Source organism: Vibrio nigripulchritudo, from assembly GCF_027924785.1.
Taxonomy (GTDB): domain Bacteria; phylum Pseudomonadota; class Gammaproteobacteria; order Enterobacterales; family Vibrionaceae; genus Vibrio; species Vibrio nigripulchritudo.
Map to the genome: position 1 here is coordinate 3,608,381 of NZ_AP027049.1, position 15,419 is coordinate 3,623,799.

The 15,419-nt window shown below is 46.3% G+C and carries 21 protein-coding genes; 18 read left to right on the forward strand and 3 right to left on the reverse strand.

From position 1 onward, the window contains the following. The first annotated feature begins 117 nt into the window (after positions 1-117). The 4 genes from QMG91_RS16530 to QMG91_RS16545 all read left to right on the forward strand — a co-directional run bounded on the left by QMG91_RS16530 (position 118) and on the right by QMG91_RS16545 (position 1,996). On the forward strand, positions 118-537 hold the full coding sequence (locus tag QMG91_RS16530; protein ID WP_281827693.1) for a glycoside hydrolase family protein: 420 nt from the start codon (positions 118-120) through the stop codon (positions 535-537). A gap of 15 nt (positions 538-552) precedes the next feature. Further along, the gene (locus QMG91_RS16535; protein WP_281827694.1) at positions 553-783 is read left to right on the forward strand and encodes a hypothetical protein; all 231 of its coding nucleotides are present in this window, start codon (positions 553-555) and stop codon (positions 781-783) included. Then, positions 774-1,025: a hypothetical protein gene (locus QMG91_RS16540; RefSeq protein ID WP_281827695.1), complete on the forward strand. Its 252-nt coding sequence runs from the start codon at positions 774-776 to the stop codon at positions 1,023-1,025. The genes QMG91_RS16535 and QMG91_RS16540 overlap by 10 nt, the downstream gene beginning before the upstream one ends. 416 nt (positions 1,026-1,441) lie before the next feature. Then, the gene (locus QMG91_RS16545) at positions 1,442-1,996 is read left to right on the forward strand and encodes a KilA-N domain-containing protein (protein ID WP_281827696.1); all 555 of its coding nucleotides are present in this window, start codon (positions 1,442-1,444) and stop codon (positions 1,994-1,996) included. A gap of 13 nt (positions 1,997-2,009) precedes the next feature. On the opposite strand, the gene QMG91_RS16550 is transcribed toward QMG91_RS16545, so the two are convergent. Then, on the reverse strand, positions 2,010-2,978 hold the full coding sequence (locus QMG91_RS16550) for a phage portal protein (protein ID WP_281827697.1): 969 nt from the start codon (positions 2,976-2,978) through the stop codon (positions 2,010-2,012). Positions 2,979-2,995: 17 nt separating this feature from the next. Beyond that, positions 2,996-4,747, reverse strand: a complete 1,752-nt coding sequence (locus QMG91_RS16555) for a terminase large subunit domain-containing protein (protein WP_281827698.1) — start codon at positions 4,745-4,747, stop codon at positions 2,996-2,998. A gap of 134 nt (positions 4,748-4,881) precedes the next feature. On the opposite strand from QMG91_RS16555, the gene QMG91_RS16560 reads away from it, so the two are divergent. The 12 genes from QMG91_RS16560 (at position 4,882) to QMG91_RS16615 (ending at position 13,421) form a co-directional block, all read left to right on the forward strand. After that, on the forward strand, positions 4,882-5,718 hold the full coding sequence (locus tag QMG91_RS16560) for a GPO family capsid scaffolding protein (RefSeq protein ID WP_281827699.1): 837 nt from the start codon (positions 4,882-4,884) through the stop codon (positions 5,716-5,718). 43 nt (positions 5,719-5,761) lie between these two features. Further along, complete coding sequence (locus tag QMG91_RS16565) at positions 5,762-6,796, forward strand: phage major capsid protein, P2 family (RefSeq protein WP_281827700.1); 1,035 nt, start codon at positions 5,762-5,764, stop codon at positions 6,794-6,796. 122 nt (positions 6,797-6,918) lie between these two features. Next, positions 6,919-7,368 carry a head completion/stabilization protein gene (locus tag QMG91_RS16570; protein WP_045962935.1) on the forward strand — a complete coding sequence of 150 codons (450 nt, stop codon included), beginning with the start codon at positions 6,919-6,921 and terminating at the stop codon, positions 7,366-7,368. Beyond that, positions 7,368-7,856, forward strand: coding sequence for a phage tail protein (locus QMG91_RS16575; protein WP_281827701.1), 489 nt, complete (start codon positions 7,368-7,370; stop codon positions 7,854-7,856). The genes QMG91_RS16570 and QMG91_RS16575 overlap by 1 nt, the downstream gene beginning before the upstream one ends. Next, positions 7,838-8,413 (forward strand): phage virion morphogenesis protein, encoded by a 576-nt coding sequence (locus QMG91_RS16580; RefSeq protein ID WP_281827702.1) that lies wholly within the window; start codon positions 7,838-7,840, stop codon positions 8,411-8,413. The genes QMG91_RS16575 and QMG91_RS16580 overlap by 19 nt, the downstream gene beginning before the upstream one ends. Then, the gene (locus QMG91_RS16585; protein ID WP_045962941.1) at positions 8,413-8,595 is read left to right on the forward strand and encodes a DUF2635 domain-containing protein; all 183 of its coding nucleotides are present in this window, start codon (positions 8,413-8,415) and stop codon (positions 8,593-8,595) included. Before QMG91_RS16580 ends, QMG91_RS16585 begins: the two co-directional genes overlap by 1 nt. Continuing rightward, positions 8,592-9,725 (forward strand): phage tail sheath subtilisin-like domain-containing protein, encoded by a 1,134-nt coding sequence (locus tag QMG91_RS16590; protein WP_281827703.1) that lies wholly within the window; start codon positions 8,592-8,594, stop codon positions 9,723-9,725. Before QMG91_RS16585 ends, QMG91_RS16590 begins: the two co-directional genes overlap by 4 nt. A gap of 3 nt (positions 9,726-9,728) precedes the next feature. Then, the gene (locus tag QMG91_RS16595; RefSeq protein WP_045962944.1) at positions 9,729-10,094 is read left to right on the forward strand and encodes a phage tail tube protein; all 366 of its coding nucleotides are present in this window, start codon (positions 9,729-9,731) and stop codon (positions 10,092-10,094) included. A 9-nt stretch (positions 10,095-10,103) separates the two neighbouring features. Beyond that, on the forward strand, positions 10,104-10,802 hold the full coding sequence (gene gpM / locus QMG91_RS16600; RefSeq protein WP_281827704.1) for a phage terminase small subunit: 699 nt from the start codon (positions 10,104-10,106) through the stop codon (positions 10,800-10,802). Next, positions 10,786-11,073 carry a phage tail assembly protein gene (locus tag QMG91_RS16605; RefSeq protein WP_281827705.1) on the forward strand — a complete coding sequence of 96 codons (288 nt, stop codon included), beginning with the start codon at positions 10,786-10,788 and terminating at the stop codon, positions 11,071-11,073. The genes gpM and QMG91_RS16605 overlap by 17 nt, the downstream gene beginning before the upstream one ends. Before the next feature lie 35 nt (positions 11,074-11,108). After that, positions 11,109-11,222, forward strand: a complete 114-nt coding sequence (locus tag QMG91_RS16610) for a GpE family phage tail protein (RefSeq protein ID WP_281827706.1) — start codon at positions 11,109-11,111, stop codon at positions 11,220-11,222. 33 nt (positions 11,223-11,255) lie between these two features. Then, positions 11,256-13,421 carry a phage tail tape measure protein gene (locus QMG91_RS16615; protein ID WP_281827707.1) on the forward strand — a complete coding sequence of 722 codons (2,166 nt, stop codon included), beginning with the start codon at positions 11,256-11,258 and terminating at the stop codon, positions 13,419-13,421. Here QMG91_RS16615 and QMG91_RS16620 read toward each other — a convergent pair. Continuing rightward, positions 13,418-13,738 (reverse strand): helix-turn-helix domain-containing protein, encoded by a 321-nt coding sequence (locus QMG91_RS16620; RefSeq protein ID WP_281827708.1) that lies wholly within the window; start codon positions 13,736-13,738, stop codon positions 13,418-13,420. The two genes, QMG91_RS16615 and QMG91_RS16620, sit on opposite strands and share 4 nt — an antisense overlap. Before the next feature lie 247 nt (positions 13,739-13,985). On the opposite strand from QMG91_RS16620, the gene QMG91_RS16625 reads away from it, so the two are divergent. Together QMG91_RS16625 and zur are read left to right on the forward strand one after the other, a co-directional pair. Beyond that, entirely contained in the window at positions 13,986-14,270 is a 285-nt protein-coding gene (locus QMG91_RS16625) for a hypothetical protein (RefSeq protein WP_281827709.1), read from the forward strand. A 690-nt stretch (positions 14,271-14,960) separates the two neighbouring features. After that, on the forward strand, positions 14,961-15,410 hold the full coding sequence (gene zur, locus QMG91_RS16630) for a zinc uptake transcriptional repressor Zur (protein ID WP_004405239.1): 450 nt from the start codon (positions 14,961-14,963) through the stop codon (positions 15,408-15,410). The last annotated feature ends 9 nt before the right edge of the window (positions 15,411-15,419 follow it).

Consider the following 15,419-nt stretch of genomic DNA (forward strand, 5'->3'; position numbering starts at 1 on the left):
CACCTCAAACCCAGCGATTGCGCTGGGTTTTCTACATGCTTCATTTAGAAATCCAACAAATATCGCCTCTCTCAGCCCCTCGGTACACTGGTTCTAGTGAAAAAGACAGAGGTTGGTATGGAACAACTTGCAAAAAGACTGCTTAAGAAACACGAGGGGTTACGCCTAAAACCCTATCGTTGCAGCGCGGGGAAACTCACTATCGGTTACGGGCGAAATCTGGCGGACAACGGCATTACAGAACAAGAAGCGGAAGCACTGCTAGACAACGACATCAACACCGCTATTGAACAGGCAAAGACACTGCCGTTCTTCGATGAACTAAACGAGCCGCGACAGGCAGTGATCGTGGACATGGTGTTTAACCTCGGCTTCCCTCGCTTCCTGATGTTCAAAAAAACGCTGATGGCAATTGAAGCCGGGCAGTGGAATGTTGCCTCAGTTGAAATGCTGAATAGCCGCTGGGCTCGTCAGGTTGGCAAGCGTGCAAACACCCTGAGCGAAATGATGCGCACAGGAACGGATTTATCACAATAAGGAAACAGTAACGCTATGAACTTTTTAACAGCGATCATTGGCAAAACGTTGTGGGAAGTGGTGAAAGGTCTATTTTTCCGCATTGCGTGGAAAGTTATCTTAGAGCGATTTGCTACCCGGTTAGTCATCTGGGGGTTGGAAAAAATCGCGAGCCTTTCTACTAATACGGTGACCACAGAAACCGTTAACGACATTATCCAATCACTAAAGGGTAACAAGCTAAAAGAGGTGGAGAAATGGGAGTAAATGTGGACCCGAACTGGTTAAATGCTGCTATCGCATTTTGCACCTTCGTCACTCTCATTCTCAGTCTCTTGATTGGATACCTGTTTCGCTTATCAAAAGAGCTGGGCGAGCACAAAACTCATGTTGCTGAAACTTACGCGACGAAAGACGATGTAAAAGAACTGGGCGACCGAATTGAACGCAGCATGGTGAAAGAGTTTGACCGTATCCACGCACTCCTTCAGGGGAGAGATGCCGCCTAGAGATAGGCGGCATCTCTATATAAAACACCCCATTTCACTTCAATTCATTTGATCTATCACACCGAAACCGCTACATTTGCGTTTGAGGCGTGAGAACCTCTTTCTAACAGTCGGATTACACCAACCCCGTAAGCGTTGGCTTTTTTATGCCTGACACCCACCAATGGGTACAGTCCTCAACAGATTTGAATGATCTGTGCAGAGATGAACACTGCCGTTGCAGTAAAGAAAGCCCAATAGGGCGAACCGCGAAAGCGATGAAAAATTCTTGGTTCAGAAACAGCACAGATCTACCCACCAAATAATGTTGGGAGGGCGACGAATACAATACCCGAAAGGGAAATAAGTCCGCAGTTACTGTTAGCTGTTCTCAACCTCCCGACACCAATTTTTGAGAAAAATTAACGGAGGCAGCTATGCCAAATCTGACTATCCTATCGAAAAAAATTCGAATTCGAGACGGGCTCTACTCTTTGAATGATCTGCATAAAGTGAGTGGGGGCAAATCTAAGCACGCTCCATTTCGCTTCATGAGGAATGAACTAACCAATGAGTTGGTGAAAGAAATTGAGCGATCACCAGATCTGGTGATCGCTAGTAAAGTTATCAAAGGCGGAGTAACTCAAGGTACTTGGGTTTGTAAAGAACTCGTCTACGCTTACGCAATGTGGATTAGTGCTAAATTCCATCTTCAAGTGATTCGTGCTTTTGACCTAATGGTCACATCTCAGCAGCTAGCGCCTGCCTACCCGCATAGCCACGTCCTGATCGCGAACGCCATCACCGCCGCAGAAAAAGCCTACAAGTTAGAAATCGAAAGACAAAAAGAACTGATAGCACTGAATGAAATGGTTGCTCAGCTAGAACGCGATGCGCGTCTGGCACGTCACAGGCTGGAAATCGCCATGCACTCTCACAGTAAACAACGCGATAACCTAGCCCACATCGACACCATGCTTTACCTGCAATAAAACAGCGCAGAGCCTAGGCAGCGTCTAGGCTCTTATACTCTTTTTCGGTGATCACTTCTAAGCCAACAAAATCATTCAGCTCTTGCAGCATATCTATCAGTGGTAAAAGCTCGTTCTTATGAAATAGCCAGTCCACCTTACTTAAGTCCAGTGAGGTAATGCTTTCACGGCGAACGCTCATCAATTCAATGGGCACTCTGTGCAATGCCAGAACGTCGTTCATCGTCTGGTTTTTCACATCACGGAACGAGTCTTTTGCTTCCACCTGCCCTATCGGTTTAAGCTCTGGCGGGTTGTTGTCTTTACCCTTTGCGTTCACAAACATATTTTTAAATGCCATACCTTCATTGGCTTGCAGCTTTCTCTTGATCTCTTCTTGCTGCTTGTCTGTCATCGTTGGGTCGTTCATATACAGCAAATAACCTGCGTGGTTACCGTTGCGGTAATACTGGCGGCGAAATAGTGTTGCATCATCATTTAACCAGATAGAGGTTAAGCCACTCACATGACCAGGTAAGCCATAAATTTCCTGTGCAATGTCGTAGTCAGCCAGGTGGAAGATTTGCCCGTGCTTAAAATCAATGCGCCCGTCATCGTCGTAAGCTTTGGGTTTATACGTGTACCCAAGGTCTTCACGGCGGCGCATATACAGAGCCGGAAGGTGCTTAAGCCCTACAACAGCGCCTCGCCCTCGAAACCCGCGAATGACCTGAAAATACCCGTTGCCGAAAGTTAAGTAGTCCTGAATAAAACGTTTTGCATCTTGCCGTGTTAGCAAGCCACTCAACGCAATCGCCAGTACTAAGGTGTTACGCTTAAACTCAATCGCACTTGAATGCATTGGGTTAACCCGCAATGCTTTGGCTAATGTATCCAGGGCAATCGGCGGCTCGTATAAACCGTCGACCAACGCGACTTCTAAATAACTCAGAATGTCACTGTTCATCACACTGACAGGGCTAGAAAATTCAATATCAATCACAGGTTTCTCCGGTGTAATTAGAAGATATCAACGGTTGTGTTGCTCTCTTCGTGAATATCAATAGGCTCCCAACGCATCACATGCATCGACGCCCAGGCAAGATCGGCATGCGAACCTATCTTGCTGCGGTTAGAGACAAACGTAACTTGGTTGCTGACTTTGGTGGTTTGCTGGCGAATCATCAGGAACGAGTGAACTAAGTCGTCCCACTCCGCATCAAACTGCAATCGCCCGTTGTTGATAACCTCACGCGACTTGTACGCCATCATTCGTTTCATCTCGGGTGAGTAGTCGAGCTCAATGAGAGCCGGGTAAAATTTCCGTACCAGTTCGGCAGTGGCAGAGCCCACGCCAGAGGTATCCATTGCCATGTAAACCACGTTGTATTTCTCGGTAATGCCCCGAATGGTTTCGGCTTGTTCTTCATAGCTGGAGCCTTTTAGCCTCAGCCGTTCAATAAAGCGGAATACCCCACCCTTCCGTTTTGGTTTCAGGGCAACGACCAAACCTGCATCGTCCGAGCCTTCACCCGTACCGCCACCGCGCGGGTCATACCCCACCAATACTTCAGCGTTGCCGACTGGACGCGGTTTTTCATGGTCGACGTCGCTCCATAAAGAGGAGTCGGCTTTACATGCCAGCAGCGCTTTGAGTGAGAAGAATGAGGCGCTATCGTCTAAGAATTTACAACGCAGCAGGTTGTCGAAAATCTCTTTAACCGGGTACTTACGCTTCAGTTTCTCCATGTTGAAGAACGTCGCGCCTTTGGCTATCGCATCATCAACGGTGATCATCTGGCGGAATATAAAGTCTTCACCAAGTGAGCCGTTTTTCAGTGCCTTGTGGCTAATGTCGATGCCGTGTTCTTTCTTGCCTTCCCATTTCGGGTAGGCTTCATGTGCCATTGTGGAAGGGGTAGAGATATAGGTCGTGCGGAATTTCGCCTGAATGGACATGCCGCCCGCATAGTCATCGAGCTCGGCAAAACGAGGAATCCAGAATACTTCATCCCAATACATGTGACCGTTGAAGCCCTGAGAGGTCGCCACGTTTGTCGACATAAAGCCGAGCTTCGCGCCGTTACCCAGTTCAATATCGTCCTTGCCTTTTAAGTCAACATCACCAATCTCAAGGGCAAATTTGCGAATGTAGTTTTTGAAAATGTATGACTGTTTTTTGGATGCAGAGATAAACACCTGGTTGTCGCCAGTGAGTACCGCATCTTCAAAGGCTTCAAACGCAAAGTAGAAGGTCAAACCTATCTGGCGAGATTTCAAATAGAAGCGTGTTTCGTTGATCTCTTCATTGTGTTTGTGAGCGTGAATCTCTTTCTGGTATTCAAAGAACGTCTTTTCACGATATTCGTCCAGCATCTCCTTAGTGATGTGGGAAACATCGTTCTTAACCTTGTTGCTTTTGCGTCCTCTGGTGCTCTTGCTGCCGTCCCCACCCGATGGCCGGTTACGTTTCTTATCCGCTTCTTCACGTTTGTAATGCTGGTCGAGCAGCATCTTTAGCTCGCGCTCTTGGCTTTCGAGCTTGTCATCAACCCACATTAAGTAAGCAATTCTCTGACGAAGTATCAATTCAACAGGTGCATCGTCTCGCAGTTCTTTCCAGCCAAACCGCGAAACCCATTGCTGAACGGTACGCGTTGCCACTCCGATCTTTTCTGCAATCTCAGCAGGTTTGTTCTGGCGCAGAAAAAGCCCCAGCGCTTGGGTTTGCGCTGCGGTGTATAGGGGTTCGTTGCTTTGATTCTTGTCCATGCTTGCATAGTGCTACAAGCAAGGTCATTACTCAGCTCAGAGGGTTTCTATATCGGGCATTTAGAATTCGGACAAATACAAAAGGTAGGCGGTATTCGATAGATTGGAATCATCGAATTTAGGAGAGTTCAGGCATGTTTCAATCACAGCCAATTTGTATTTTACAGGCAGGTACAACCGTCGATGGTCGCGTAGTTGAACAAAACATCATTGATGAAATTGCAGAGACGTACAGCACTGAAGTGTATACCGCTCGCATCAATGAAGAACACTACGACTGGAGCTATAAGTTTGGCTCTGTTCTATCTGTTGAAAAGCGAGATGACAAATTATTTGCTGTGCTGAAACCTAACTCAATGCTGTTGCGAGCAGTGGAGCAAGGGCAACTTCTTCACACCTCATGCGAGTACATTGAGAAATTCTCAGACACCGAAAAAGCCTACCTGACAGGCTTGGCACTTACGGATAAACCCGCCTCTTTGGGTACAACTCAAATCCATCTTTCTAGCAAAGAAGAAGGCAAGGTGATCGTTAGCTCAAACCTAACCATTCAGCCGGAACAGTTCTCCTTAGATGGTCCTGATGATGAGACCTCACTTTTCACAAAATTCAAAAGCTGGCTCAAAGGGGAACCCCCAGAGCAGCTCTCACAACAACAGGAAGAAGACATGGCAACGAAAACCGAAGAGCTGCTTGAGAAAAGCATTGAGCAGAACCAGGAGTTAAACAGCAACTTGGGCAAGCTGATCACCCAACTGTCGTCTCAACACACCACCGAAGGCGAAGGCACCTCTGAAGGTGACGAAAGTGGTGACAACAACCAAGAAGTAACCGAGCTGAAGGGACAGGTTGAAACGCTGTCTAGCCAGGTTGGGGAACTGAGTACCCAAATTGAAAAGCTAAGCAAGCTCACCGACGAAGACGAGCGAAAGCTGGCCGGTGAAGACGCCGAAGAAGCACCTTACCTGTAAGCCTTCTTTCTATTGAAACCATTTCTATTCTGTAGGTAAAGACATGCAAGAGAGTACAAAGAAAAAGTTGAGCGCATTCGTTAATGAAGTCGCAGAGCAGAACAACGTTAGTGACGCAACGGAAAAGTTCAATGTCACTCCGAATGGCACCCAGAAAATCATTGCCGCTATACGTGAGAGCAACTGGTTCCTCAGCCGAATCAATATTGTTTCGGTGAAAAACCAGAAAGGTGAATCCATCGGCTTGAGCGTAACAGGCATGATCGCCAGCCGTACGGATACTTCTGGTGATGGTGAACGTAAACCCAAAGACCACTCAAGCATGGGCGCGATGCCGTACATGTGTGAGCAAACCAACTTTGATACAGCGATTCGATATGCCAAGTTGGATGCATGGGCGCACCACAAAAACTTCAGTGTTCTGATAAGCAAAAACAACCGCGAACAAATCGACGCCAACAAAATTACCATCGGATGGTATGGCGAAAGCGTAGAGAAAAACACCAACCCAACCACTCACCCCAACGGGGAAGACGTGAACAAAGGCTGGTTTCAGGCAATGCGAGAACACAATACTGAACGCTTGATTACCCAAGGTAAAACAGCAAATGAAGTTCGCATTGGTGAAGGCGGTGATTTTACGAACCTTGACCTTGCAGTGCTTGAAACAAAAAACCTCCTTCACGATGCATGTGAAAACGATTCAAACCTAATCGCCATTATTGGTTCAGACCTGCTCGCGTATGACAAAGCCAAGTTCTACGAAGCACACGGCAATACGCCGAGCGAGAAAGCCAAAATCCAAGAGCTCCAGGTGATCGGCACCTACGGCGGCTTGCCTGCTGTAAAAGTACCGGGTTTCCCATCTACGGGCGTCATGGTCACCAGTTACGACAACCTTTCTATCTACATTCAGGAAGGTTCAGTACGTCGCTCTGTGGGTAAAAAGAACGATGCCAAAGACCAGATTGAAAACTTTGAGTCAATGAATATGGCTTACGTTATCGAAGAGCTAGGCAAAGCGGCGGCTATCGAGTTTAAGAACGTCAAACTCAAGATTGGCACGGCGTGGGTATAAACCTTTCACGCTAACAAACTAACACCCCCCAATGTGGGCTCTAATACTCAAACTGCTTAGCCTTGGCTGAAACAGTGTTCAGTATTTGTCTGCCCACATTCTCTAACACTAAGAGAATTAGCATGGAATTTGTCGGGAACAAAAACAAAACCTATACCGCTGAGCTGCCGAAATCAGGCAAGTATCCGGCGTTGTCAGTTTCAGAGTTCCAGTCTCTGTTTCATTTTCTAAGCAATGAAACAGAGGCAGGCATTCTGCATCAGGCGAAAATATCCCGCCTTAAGGTCCATTCAGAGTTAAAGGACACCCTAAAACCTTTTGCTGATTTAGCTGAATTGTCGCAGGCACGGTTTGATGATCTAGATTCTGGCGAGACTCTCTACAAGCAAGCCGTGTTTGCGCTTACCGCTGCCGAGCTGGTTGGCATTCAATTGAGTAATGATGCAACAGCCGAAGCCGCTGAAAGGCAAGAGGCATTAACCGATAAGAAACAACACTGCGAAGTACAGTACCGCCAGGCGGTTGATCTGCTGTGCAATGGCGAAGAAACCTACTGTTTCGAGGTGGTGTAATGAAAGCCCTTCAAAGCCTAACCGACCTATTCAAAGCGCACATCACTGATGAAAAACAACTGTCAGCCTGGGCGGAAGATGGTGCCATTTTCAGCACTCAAAGCAGTCATGTGGATGGCTTCGAAATTGAGTACACAGCAATCATTTTTGTACAAGACGCCAAGCTGAGCCCCGAAACCCTGTTTATGCATATCGTGAGTTGGTTAAACAGGTACGACCCACTCCGACAGGAGAAGGGTTTACCTATGCCGACATTCGCTGTAGAGCCGTTAGACAAAGGTAGATTCGACATAAAGCTGAAGTTGGACATTCTCGAAGAGTTCAGCCTTGAAGAAGATGACCAGGGAGACTGGAAGCAGTCGGGTAAGCGCTACCGCTGTGAAAACAAATTTGAAGCCGCTGTTGATGAAAACAAGCTCAATCAGTTGGGTGAGTTGGTTTACTTCGTTGGTCACCTGGATGACTTGCCATGTCAGAAATCACATTAAAAACACCGGAGCAGTTAACCCAGGTTATCGAAAACTTAACGCTCACTGCCAGCGAAAAGTTTGACCTGAACCGCCGCATGGCGAATCACGCACGTAACTTTTTCAGAGGGCAGATACGAGCTCAGCGAGACATTGATAACAACCCATATCAAGCACGCAATGCCCGTCGCGCCACCCTTGTTACTCGTGGAGTACGAGGAAAGCACGGTGCAAAACACCGACGTACCAGAGTGGCACTAAACACACTAAACAACAAAAACATGCTGCTCGGGTTTATCAGTGCTTTGAGAACGCATGTCGATGAAGACCAGTTCCAAGTGGGAATTAAGGGGCTAGCTGGAAAGGTTGCCCGAGAGCACAACGAAGGTTCACAGATTTCCTTCACCACACGTATGAATGGGTTCTATGACAGCAAAACAGGGAAATGGACAGGCGGCACGCTCACCAAGCGTAACTACACCATGCCGCAGCGTGCGTTTATCGGTTGGACGCCAGCGCTTGAACGGGAGTTACTGGCGATGGCAGCAGAATACTTTGCACTAGAGGATGCAGCGTAATGCGAACAATCAAAGTAAAGCCAGTGAAAGGGTTAGTCGTTCGTGATCCTGAAACCCGCATTCCACTTAAGGGAGCAGGTGAAGAGAAGCCACGAAACGCCTACTGGATACGTCGCCTCAATGACCAATCTGTTGTTGAGGTTAAGTCTAAAACCAACGCAAAACAGGAGTCGGAATCGTGAGTATCAGTTTCTCAGAAGTTCCTAAAAGTGCTCGCGTTCCGGGTATGTATGTCGAAATCGACAACAGCCTGGCAAACAGCGCGGAAGACCAGCAAATCTGCCTAGTGATCGGCAATGCCGTTATGGGCGCACCCGTCGGCGAAAATGTGGTAAAGCTTTGCATGGACGACAAAAAAGCCGCTGAGTACTTTGGCGCTAGCGACATTGTCAAAATGGTAGAGTTCTTCAGAAAGCAAGATGAAAGCATGCCTATCTATGCCGTTAGCGTGAAAAGCGGTGACACTATGTCTGCACTTGCCGCGCTGGGTGATAAGCAGTACCACCACATCGTTTGTTCACTCAACGACGACGTAACCATTCGTGATTTGGGCGAGTTTCTAGAGAAGCGCTACGATGCTCTCAATCAGATTCCAGGTATTGCTTATCTTCCCAAAAAGGGAAACCACGCTGAACTCGTGACATTTGGCACCAAAAGCAATTGCCCGCTGATCAGCTTTATGTCCATTGATAACCTCGGCAATTCATCCAATGACCCACTTTCCGACGCGGAAGCGATCGGCGCTTGGGCAGGTCAGATTGCGCCATCACTGGCAAATGACCCTTGCCGCCCACTTCAAACGCTGAAACTTAGCGGTGTTTACTCCACGGCTGAAAGTGAGTTCGACTGGGCAGAGCGTAACTTATTACTGCACGAAGGTATGGGGACTTATACCGTCACCGCCAGCAAGGAAGTTCAGGTTGAGCGCCCGGTTACGGCTTACACGGAAAACGCGGCGGGTATTGCGGATAACTCTTACCTCGATGTTATGACGCCAGCCACCGCGATGTATTTCCGTGAGAAGCAGCGTTCACGAATCTTAAGTAAATACGCTCGCCATAAAGTCGCGAAAGACGGCACCCAGTTTGCTCAGGGTCAAGCCATTGTTACCCCAAGTATTTTCAAGAGCGAGCTGTTGGCGCTATACCGTGAGCTCGAATATCAGGGCATCGTTCAAGACTTTGACGGCTATAAAAAGTCGCTCATCGTGGAGCTGGATGCCACAAACAAACAACGCATCAATTATCAGGATTCACCGCAGTTCGTGAACGGCTTGATCATCGTTGCAGGTAAAATTCAATTTAGGAAGTAAGCCATGAGTACAAAGATTACCAGCCGCGCCGTCCTAAACGCGGGTTCGTTAGGTCGCTTACCGCTTAAAGAAGGGGCGGAAATTGGTTTTGGCAACCTGAAGCGTGAAACAGTCATGGGTGATGATGGTGTGTTGGGATATTCCGAGCAATACACGGATGCCCCTTTTATCAAAGCCACCATTACTCATGCTAAAGAGACCGACGAAGAAGCAATTGCAAAGTTTGTCGGAGAAAACGTTACGTTAGAAACCAACAGCGGTAAAACCTACACGCTCAAAGATGCATGGACAGTCGACCCACTAACCTTAAATGTGAAAGATGGGCAGCTTGAAATACTTCTTAACGGCACTGAACTCATTCCCCAATAAGGTAGCGGCATGATATCCATATTGATGAAACGTGCAGCTAAAACGGTCTCTACCGCTTCAACTGCTGAAGTAGAGGAGACCAGCGCTGCTTCAACCGTGCTCTCAACTAACTTAGGGAAGCCGTGGGAAGAAATTCAATCGGCTTTAAAAGCAGACTTGAGCTACGTGAGAACGCTTGCTGGCTCCAAAGAAAAAGACCCGTTCAAAGTTGAATTGATTAAGAAGTACAGCCCGGTTGTACAGCAGCTACTGGAAACACATCAGGGTGACTACGGCAACTTAGAAATTATGTGGTGGTTCTATCTTTGGCACGTCGACTTAAACCAGCTTGAAAACATCCACGACGATTTTCGCGCAGCAATTGAAGGCGGGCTGGAAACACCGACTAACTGGAAAATGGATGGGCAAACAGCCTATTTGGGTTACGTCTTCAAATACTCGCATGATGCTCACAAGGCGAATAAAGAGTTTAAGCGAGAGTTCCTAATCAATGCCGTCAGAGACCTTCGCTTGGGCGAACTGGCAACCAATGCACCACTCAAGGTGAAAATGTTCCGTCTTGTTGGCGATTGGCATTTTGAAGCAGGTGAACGTGAACAGGCTTATGAGCTGTTCGAACTGGTAATGAAGCTCGACCCTGAAAAAGGTGGTCGGAAAAGCAAACTGAAAGAACTAAAGGACGAACTCGGCTATGGCGACCCCCATTAAAGACCAAAGCGAAATCAGAACCGCAAAGCTGGTTATTCCGCACGAAAAAGATGGCAAGTTCATTGAAGAGCTTGAGCTGAAAAAGCCCCACTCCGGCGACTTGCGTGGTTTGAACCTGATTCAGGTTTGTGAAATGCACTTCGATGCGGGGCAAAAGCTCGTGCCTCGAATCTCCTGTTTGGATGATCGTGACATGCTCAACTTTGCTCCGGAGAACTGGGCACCAGTGTTAACTGAAATCGCCTCTTTTTTCGTGAATACGGAACAGTAATAGAACACGTTGAAGACTATTACGCCGACATTGCGATGGTGTTTCATTGGCAACCCAGCGAGATAGACAGGCTAAGTTACTCCGATTTGTTGCTGTTCCGCGAGAAAGCCAGAGAACGACACGAACAAAAAGACCAAGAGAGCGACTAGCTCTCTTTTTTTGTACCAGAAAAGGATACCTCCATGAAAATGAATCTATCTGTGCTCATGAACCTCAAAGATAAAGTGAGCGCTCCCCTGAAAGGGATGAGTAGTGAATCTGATCACTACGCGAAGAAAATCAAGAAGGTTCAGAAAGCTCAGGCGGATGATTCTGCAGCAATGGGAATGATTGATTCCTACAAGCAACTTAAGACGGCTAAGAAAAAGAACAACATAGCCATCAAAGCTGAAATTGAAAAACTCAAACAGTTAAAAGAGAAAGCGCAAGGTTTAGAAAAGCCAAGTGCTCAACTCACAGAGAAAATAGCGAAACAAACCGCGAAGCTAAATGGGCTCATAAAAGCTCAGGATGCCAACAAAACGAAGTTGTCTAAGCTTCGAAAACACTTTAAGAAAACAGGGATTCAAGTTAGCTCGCTCGATGATGAATACGAACGCCTAAACAATCAGTATAAAAACCATGGTCAGGAGATCACCAAGCTTGAGAAAAGATACATTAAGCTTCTGCGAGTAATGAAGCCAATCAGTAAAATGAATGGAGCATTAAAGATGCCAACCATTCAGGGTGTGAAAAACGGTGCCATGGCAACAGGTGGCGTGCTGGCATCCATGACCGGATTTGGTTTCATAATTAGTGATACCGCAACCCGGCTTGATGAAATGGCAAGCGCCGCAAACGATGTAAAAATGCCAATCAGCGAACTTCAGGCAATCCGGTTACAAGCGAAACTCGCCGGAGCAGAGTCTGAAGACATGGATGCTGCTATCAGAGAAATGATGCTCCGTTGGGGTGAAATGAAATCATTTAAAAGCGGCGCCATGAATGATTACTTTAAGGACACAGGTAACCAGAAAGCCTATCAGGACTTAATGAACGCCAAGGATGTCTCTGAAGCCTACCAGGTATTGCTAAGGGAAATTGCCAACGAAAAGGACGTGGCAAAGCAGAACTTTATGGCAGATGAGTTCTTTGGCGGAGACAGTGAAAAAATGCTCGCTGCACTGCGTTCTGGGGTTGATGGTTACAACAACGCCAAACAGCTTCTACAGGATAGCGGTGGTCCTGTTACTGAGGAGTCATCCAAAAACGCTCAGATGTTCGCTGCATCTTTGAAAAAACTAAGCGCCATAGTGGAATCCCTCAAAATCAGCGCCCTAACACCCATCATGGCGGAGCTGTCTTTCATAATGGAAGACTTAGCGCTGAAGATGAAAAACATGGACTGGCGTGAAGGAGCTATAGCCAAACTTAGAGACATTGTTTCGGGCACTTTTAACACCTTCAAGTTTCTTGGTAGCGCAATTATGTTCGTTGCGGAAAACTTCAAAGGTATTGTTGCGGCAGTAGCAATATTCAAAGTAGCGCTGATTGGGTTGAATGCGGTGATCATGGCAAATCCCATTGGAATGATCGTCACCGCAGTAACCGCAGCGATCATAGCCATTACGTACTTGGTAGATAAATTTGTGGGGCTCGAAGTCGTTATCGCTTGGGTAGGTGAAAAAATTGAGTGGCTATGGAACGGATTTAAAAAACTCATCAATAAACTGCCCGATGCATTAATACCGGACGGCTGGAAAACTGGAACGGAAGAAGTCGCCAACGAGGTTGATAACCTGGCGAACAAACTTGATTCCGTTAAGGATAAAAATGTTGAGGTTGGTGTCACTAATCGCCTGGAAGAAACAAGGCGACTCACGCAACACACCCAGACTAACCACGTGTATGCAGCAAGCGGGCTAGATAGTGTATCCAATAAGCTTGATGCCATTGAAGACAAGAACGTAAGAATAGGTATTGCCAGCCATGAAGAGAAAACAGAAAGAATCACCCGACAAACTCAGGCTAACTATGCCTATGCTGCAAGTGGGTTAGACAACATTGCAACGAAGCTGGAATCAATCAAAGACAAGAATGTGAAGGTGGGTATTGTTAGCCATGAAGAAGAGACGAAGAGCCGCAGGGAGCACACTCAATTAACGCAAGAACATTATGCCTATGCAGCGGGTAAGCTGGCATCACAAACATCACCAGGTTATCAAATGCTGTCCAAGCAAAACTCAAGTGCCAAGTCTGAAATATCATTAACCATCAAGTCTGATAAGCCAGTCGCGGTTGATAGGGCAAAAGTGGACAAGCAAACCGAACTCAACATGGATGTTGGCAATATGGCGTTGTCATATTAAAGGGCTTTGGTAAGTGCAAGTAAATACACCAAATGCGCCTCTCTCAGCTCTTCAGGCAACTTACGAGCGAGAGAGGCAATCTCTCTATCAACTTCATAATTCCCTGTTTCTACCGCTATCAGCACATCCACATGCGAAATATCTAATGTATCTAGATAAGCTTCGTAATCATCCAGTGTCATCTTTCGGGTGCCACGTTCAATACGTTTGATCGTAGAGAATGAAATCCCTGTTTTTTCTGACATTTGTTTCTGTGTAATATTGCCCTGCTCTCTAAATCTTCTTAAAGCAGCAACAATATGTGACGCCTTTACCACTCAAATTCCCCCGCTCAAGGTGCCATAGCTGAAACATATCCGTTATAAATGATTCAGCTTTGAACCATAGTCTTTGCGATGTGACCAAAGTAACACCGCGTGTGCGCCAACTGAGCTTTAAAAGGAAGTACAATCATAAAGCGCAACAAGGCGCTTATAATCAATTGGTTAGGTTCAATGAACTGCTTATTACCTATTATAAAGTTTCACTGAGCCACAAAATAAACATAGGCTAGGATGTACTATAATGACAAATCTATCACAAAAAGTTAAAGAATTGGCTAGGTTGGTTTGCTCTTTGAGATTGCCTCAGAAACCCAATGAACATCAGAAGCATTTGGTCGGCTACGTGGATTTGCTGGAAAAGAAAGAAACGATGGCAACAGAGGACTTAGAGCAGTTACACGACAAATTGTCGATACTGCAAAACACTCAAGAGGAAATTCAGATTATCGTCAGCCGTCTTAATCGAAGTCACAACGTGAAGCTAGATATCTTGAGGCATACCGACATTCACAAAAGTTACCTCTGAATGAGGTCGTATTGATGTCACAAACCGTCTGATCATTCAGGCGGTTTTTTTAATTTTTCGCGGTGCGCCCATGGTTCGCCTCAAACCACAGAAAGCCTTATATAGGTTAAAAGTGAGTCCAGTCGAGCATGGGCGCAACACTGAAACGCTGCATTGAGAAATCGCTTGTATTTTCTGGCTTAGACACTGTTTTACCTCAACATTTACCAAAATCACCCCAATAAGGCTCTATCCACTCTAGGGCAAGGCTATAAAAACTGCCGGATTATACACTTTGAAATGGGATTTTTCAGGAAAAAGGTAGAGGCATAAATAACGGACAGGCAGGTTTAAGTGGCCACTCGTTGCTCTCAATTAACGACAATATCCGTAACTCAGTTTGTGTTGGTGTACCCAGCCTGTAATGTTTAACACTTTTCCATATTTTTATTGCGGGATCGTGTAGAAATCTGATAGAAAAGCCACCTTGAATTATTTACCGCACGCATGCCAAATATGTGACACTTTGTTGCATGGTGCACATTTCCTAGATAGGTAAGTGATTTACAATCACAAAACGTTTTTCGCCATCCATTCATTGCTTGATTGGTCGACATCTTTTGCTTAGGGTTAAAAAAAACGCCCTTTACTGCCTAACTTGCTAGATAAATGGTATATTATTAATAATGTGCACCAAAATAGGTGAGCCAATTGGAGCTGTCGTTGCTAGAACAAATTGAAGGCATCTGCCAGAGCCGTGGTGTAAGACTGACACCGCAGCGGAAAAGAGTGTTCGAACTTATCTACTCAAGCAAAAGTGCATCCAGCGCTTATGATTTGCTGGATAAGCTGAAAGTAAGTGAACCTCAGGCAAAACCACCAACGGTCTACAGGGCGTTGGATTTTTTATTGGAGCAAGGCTTCATCCACCGCGTCGAGTCCACGAACAGTTTTATTTCGTGTTGCTCATTTGGTGCTCACAAACACTTCTCTCATCTTCTCATATGCGACAAGTGCGGGAATGTTTCCGAACATCAGGATGACCAACTGGTAGCCTTGTTGGCAAAAAACAGTGAAAAGCAGGGGTTTAACGTAACCAATCACGTTATTGAAACCCACGGTACTTGCAAAAGTTGTTTTTCAGATTTTACGGATAAATAAAAGATAGAA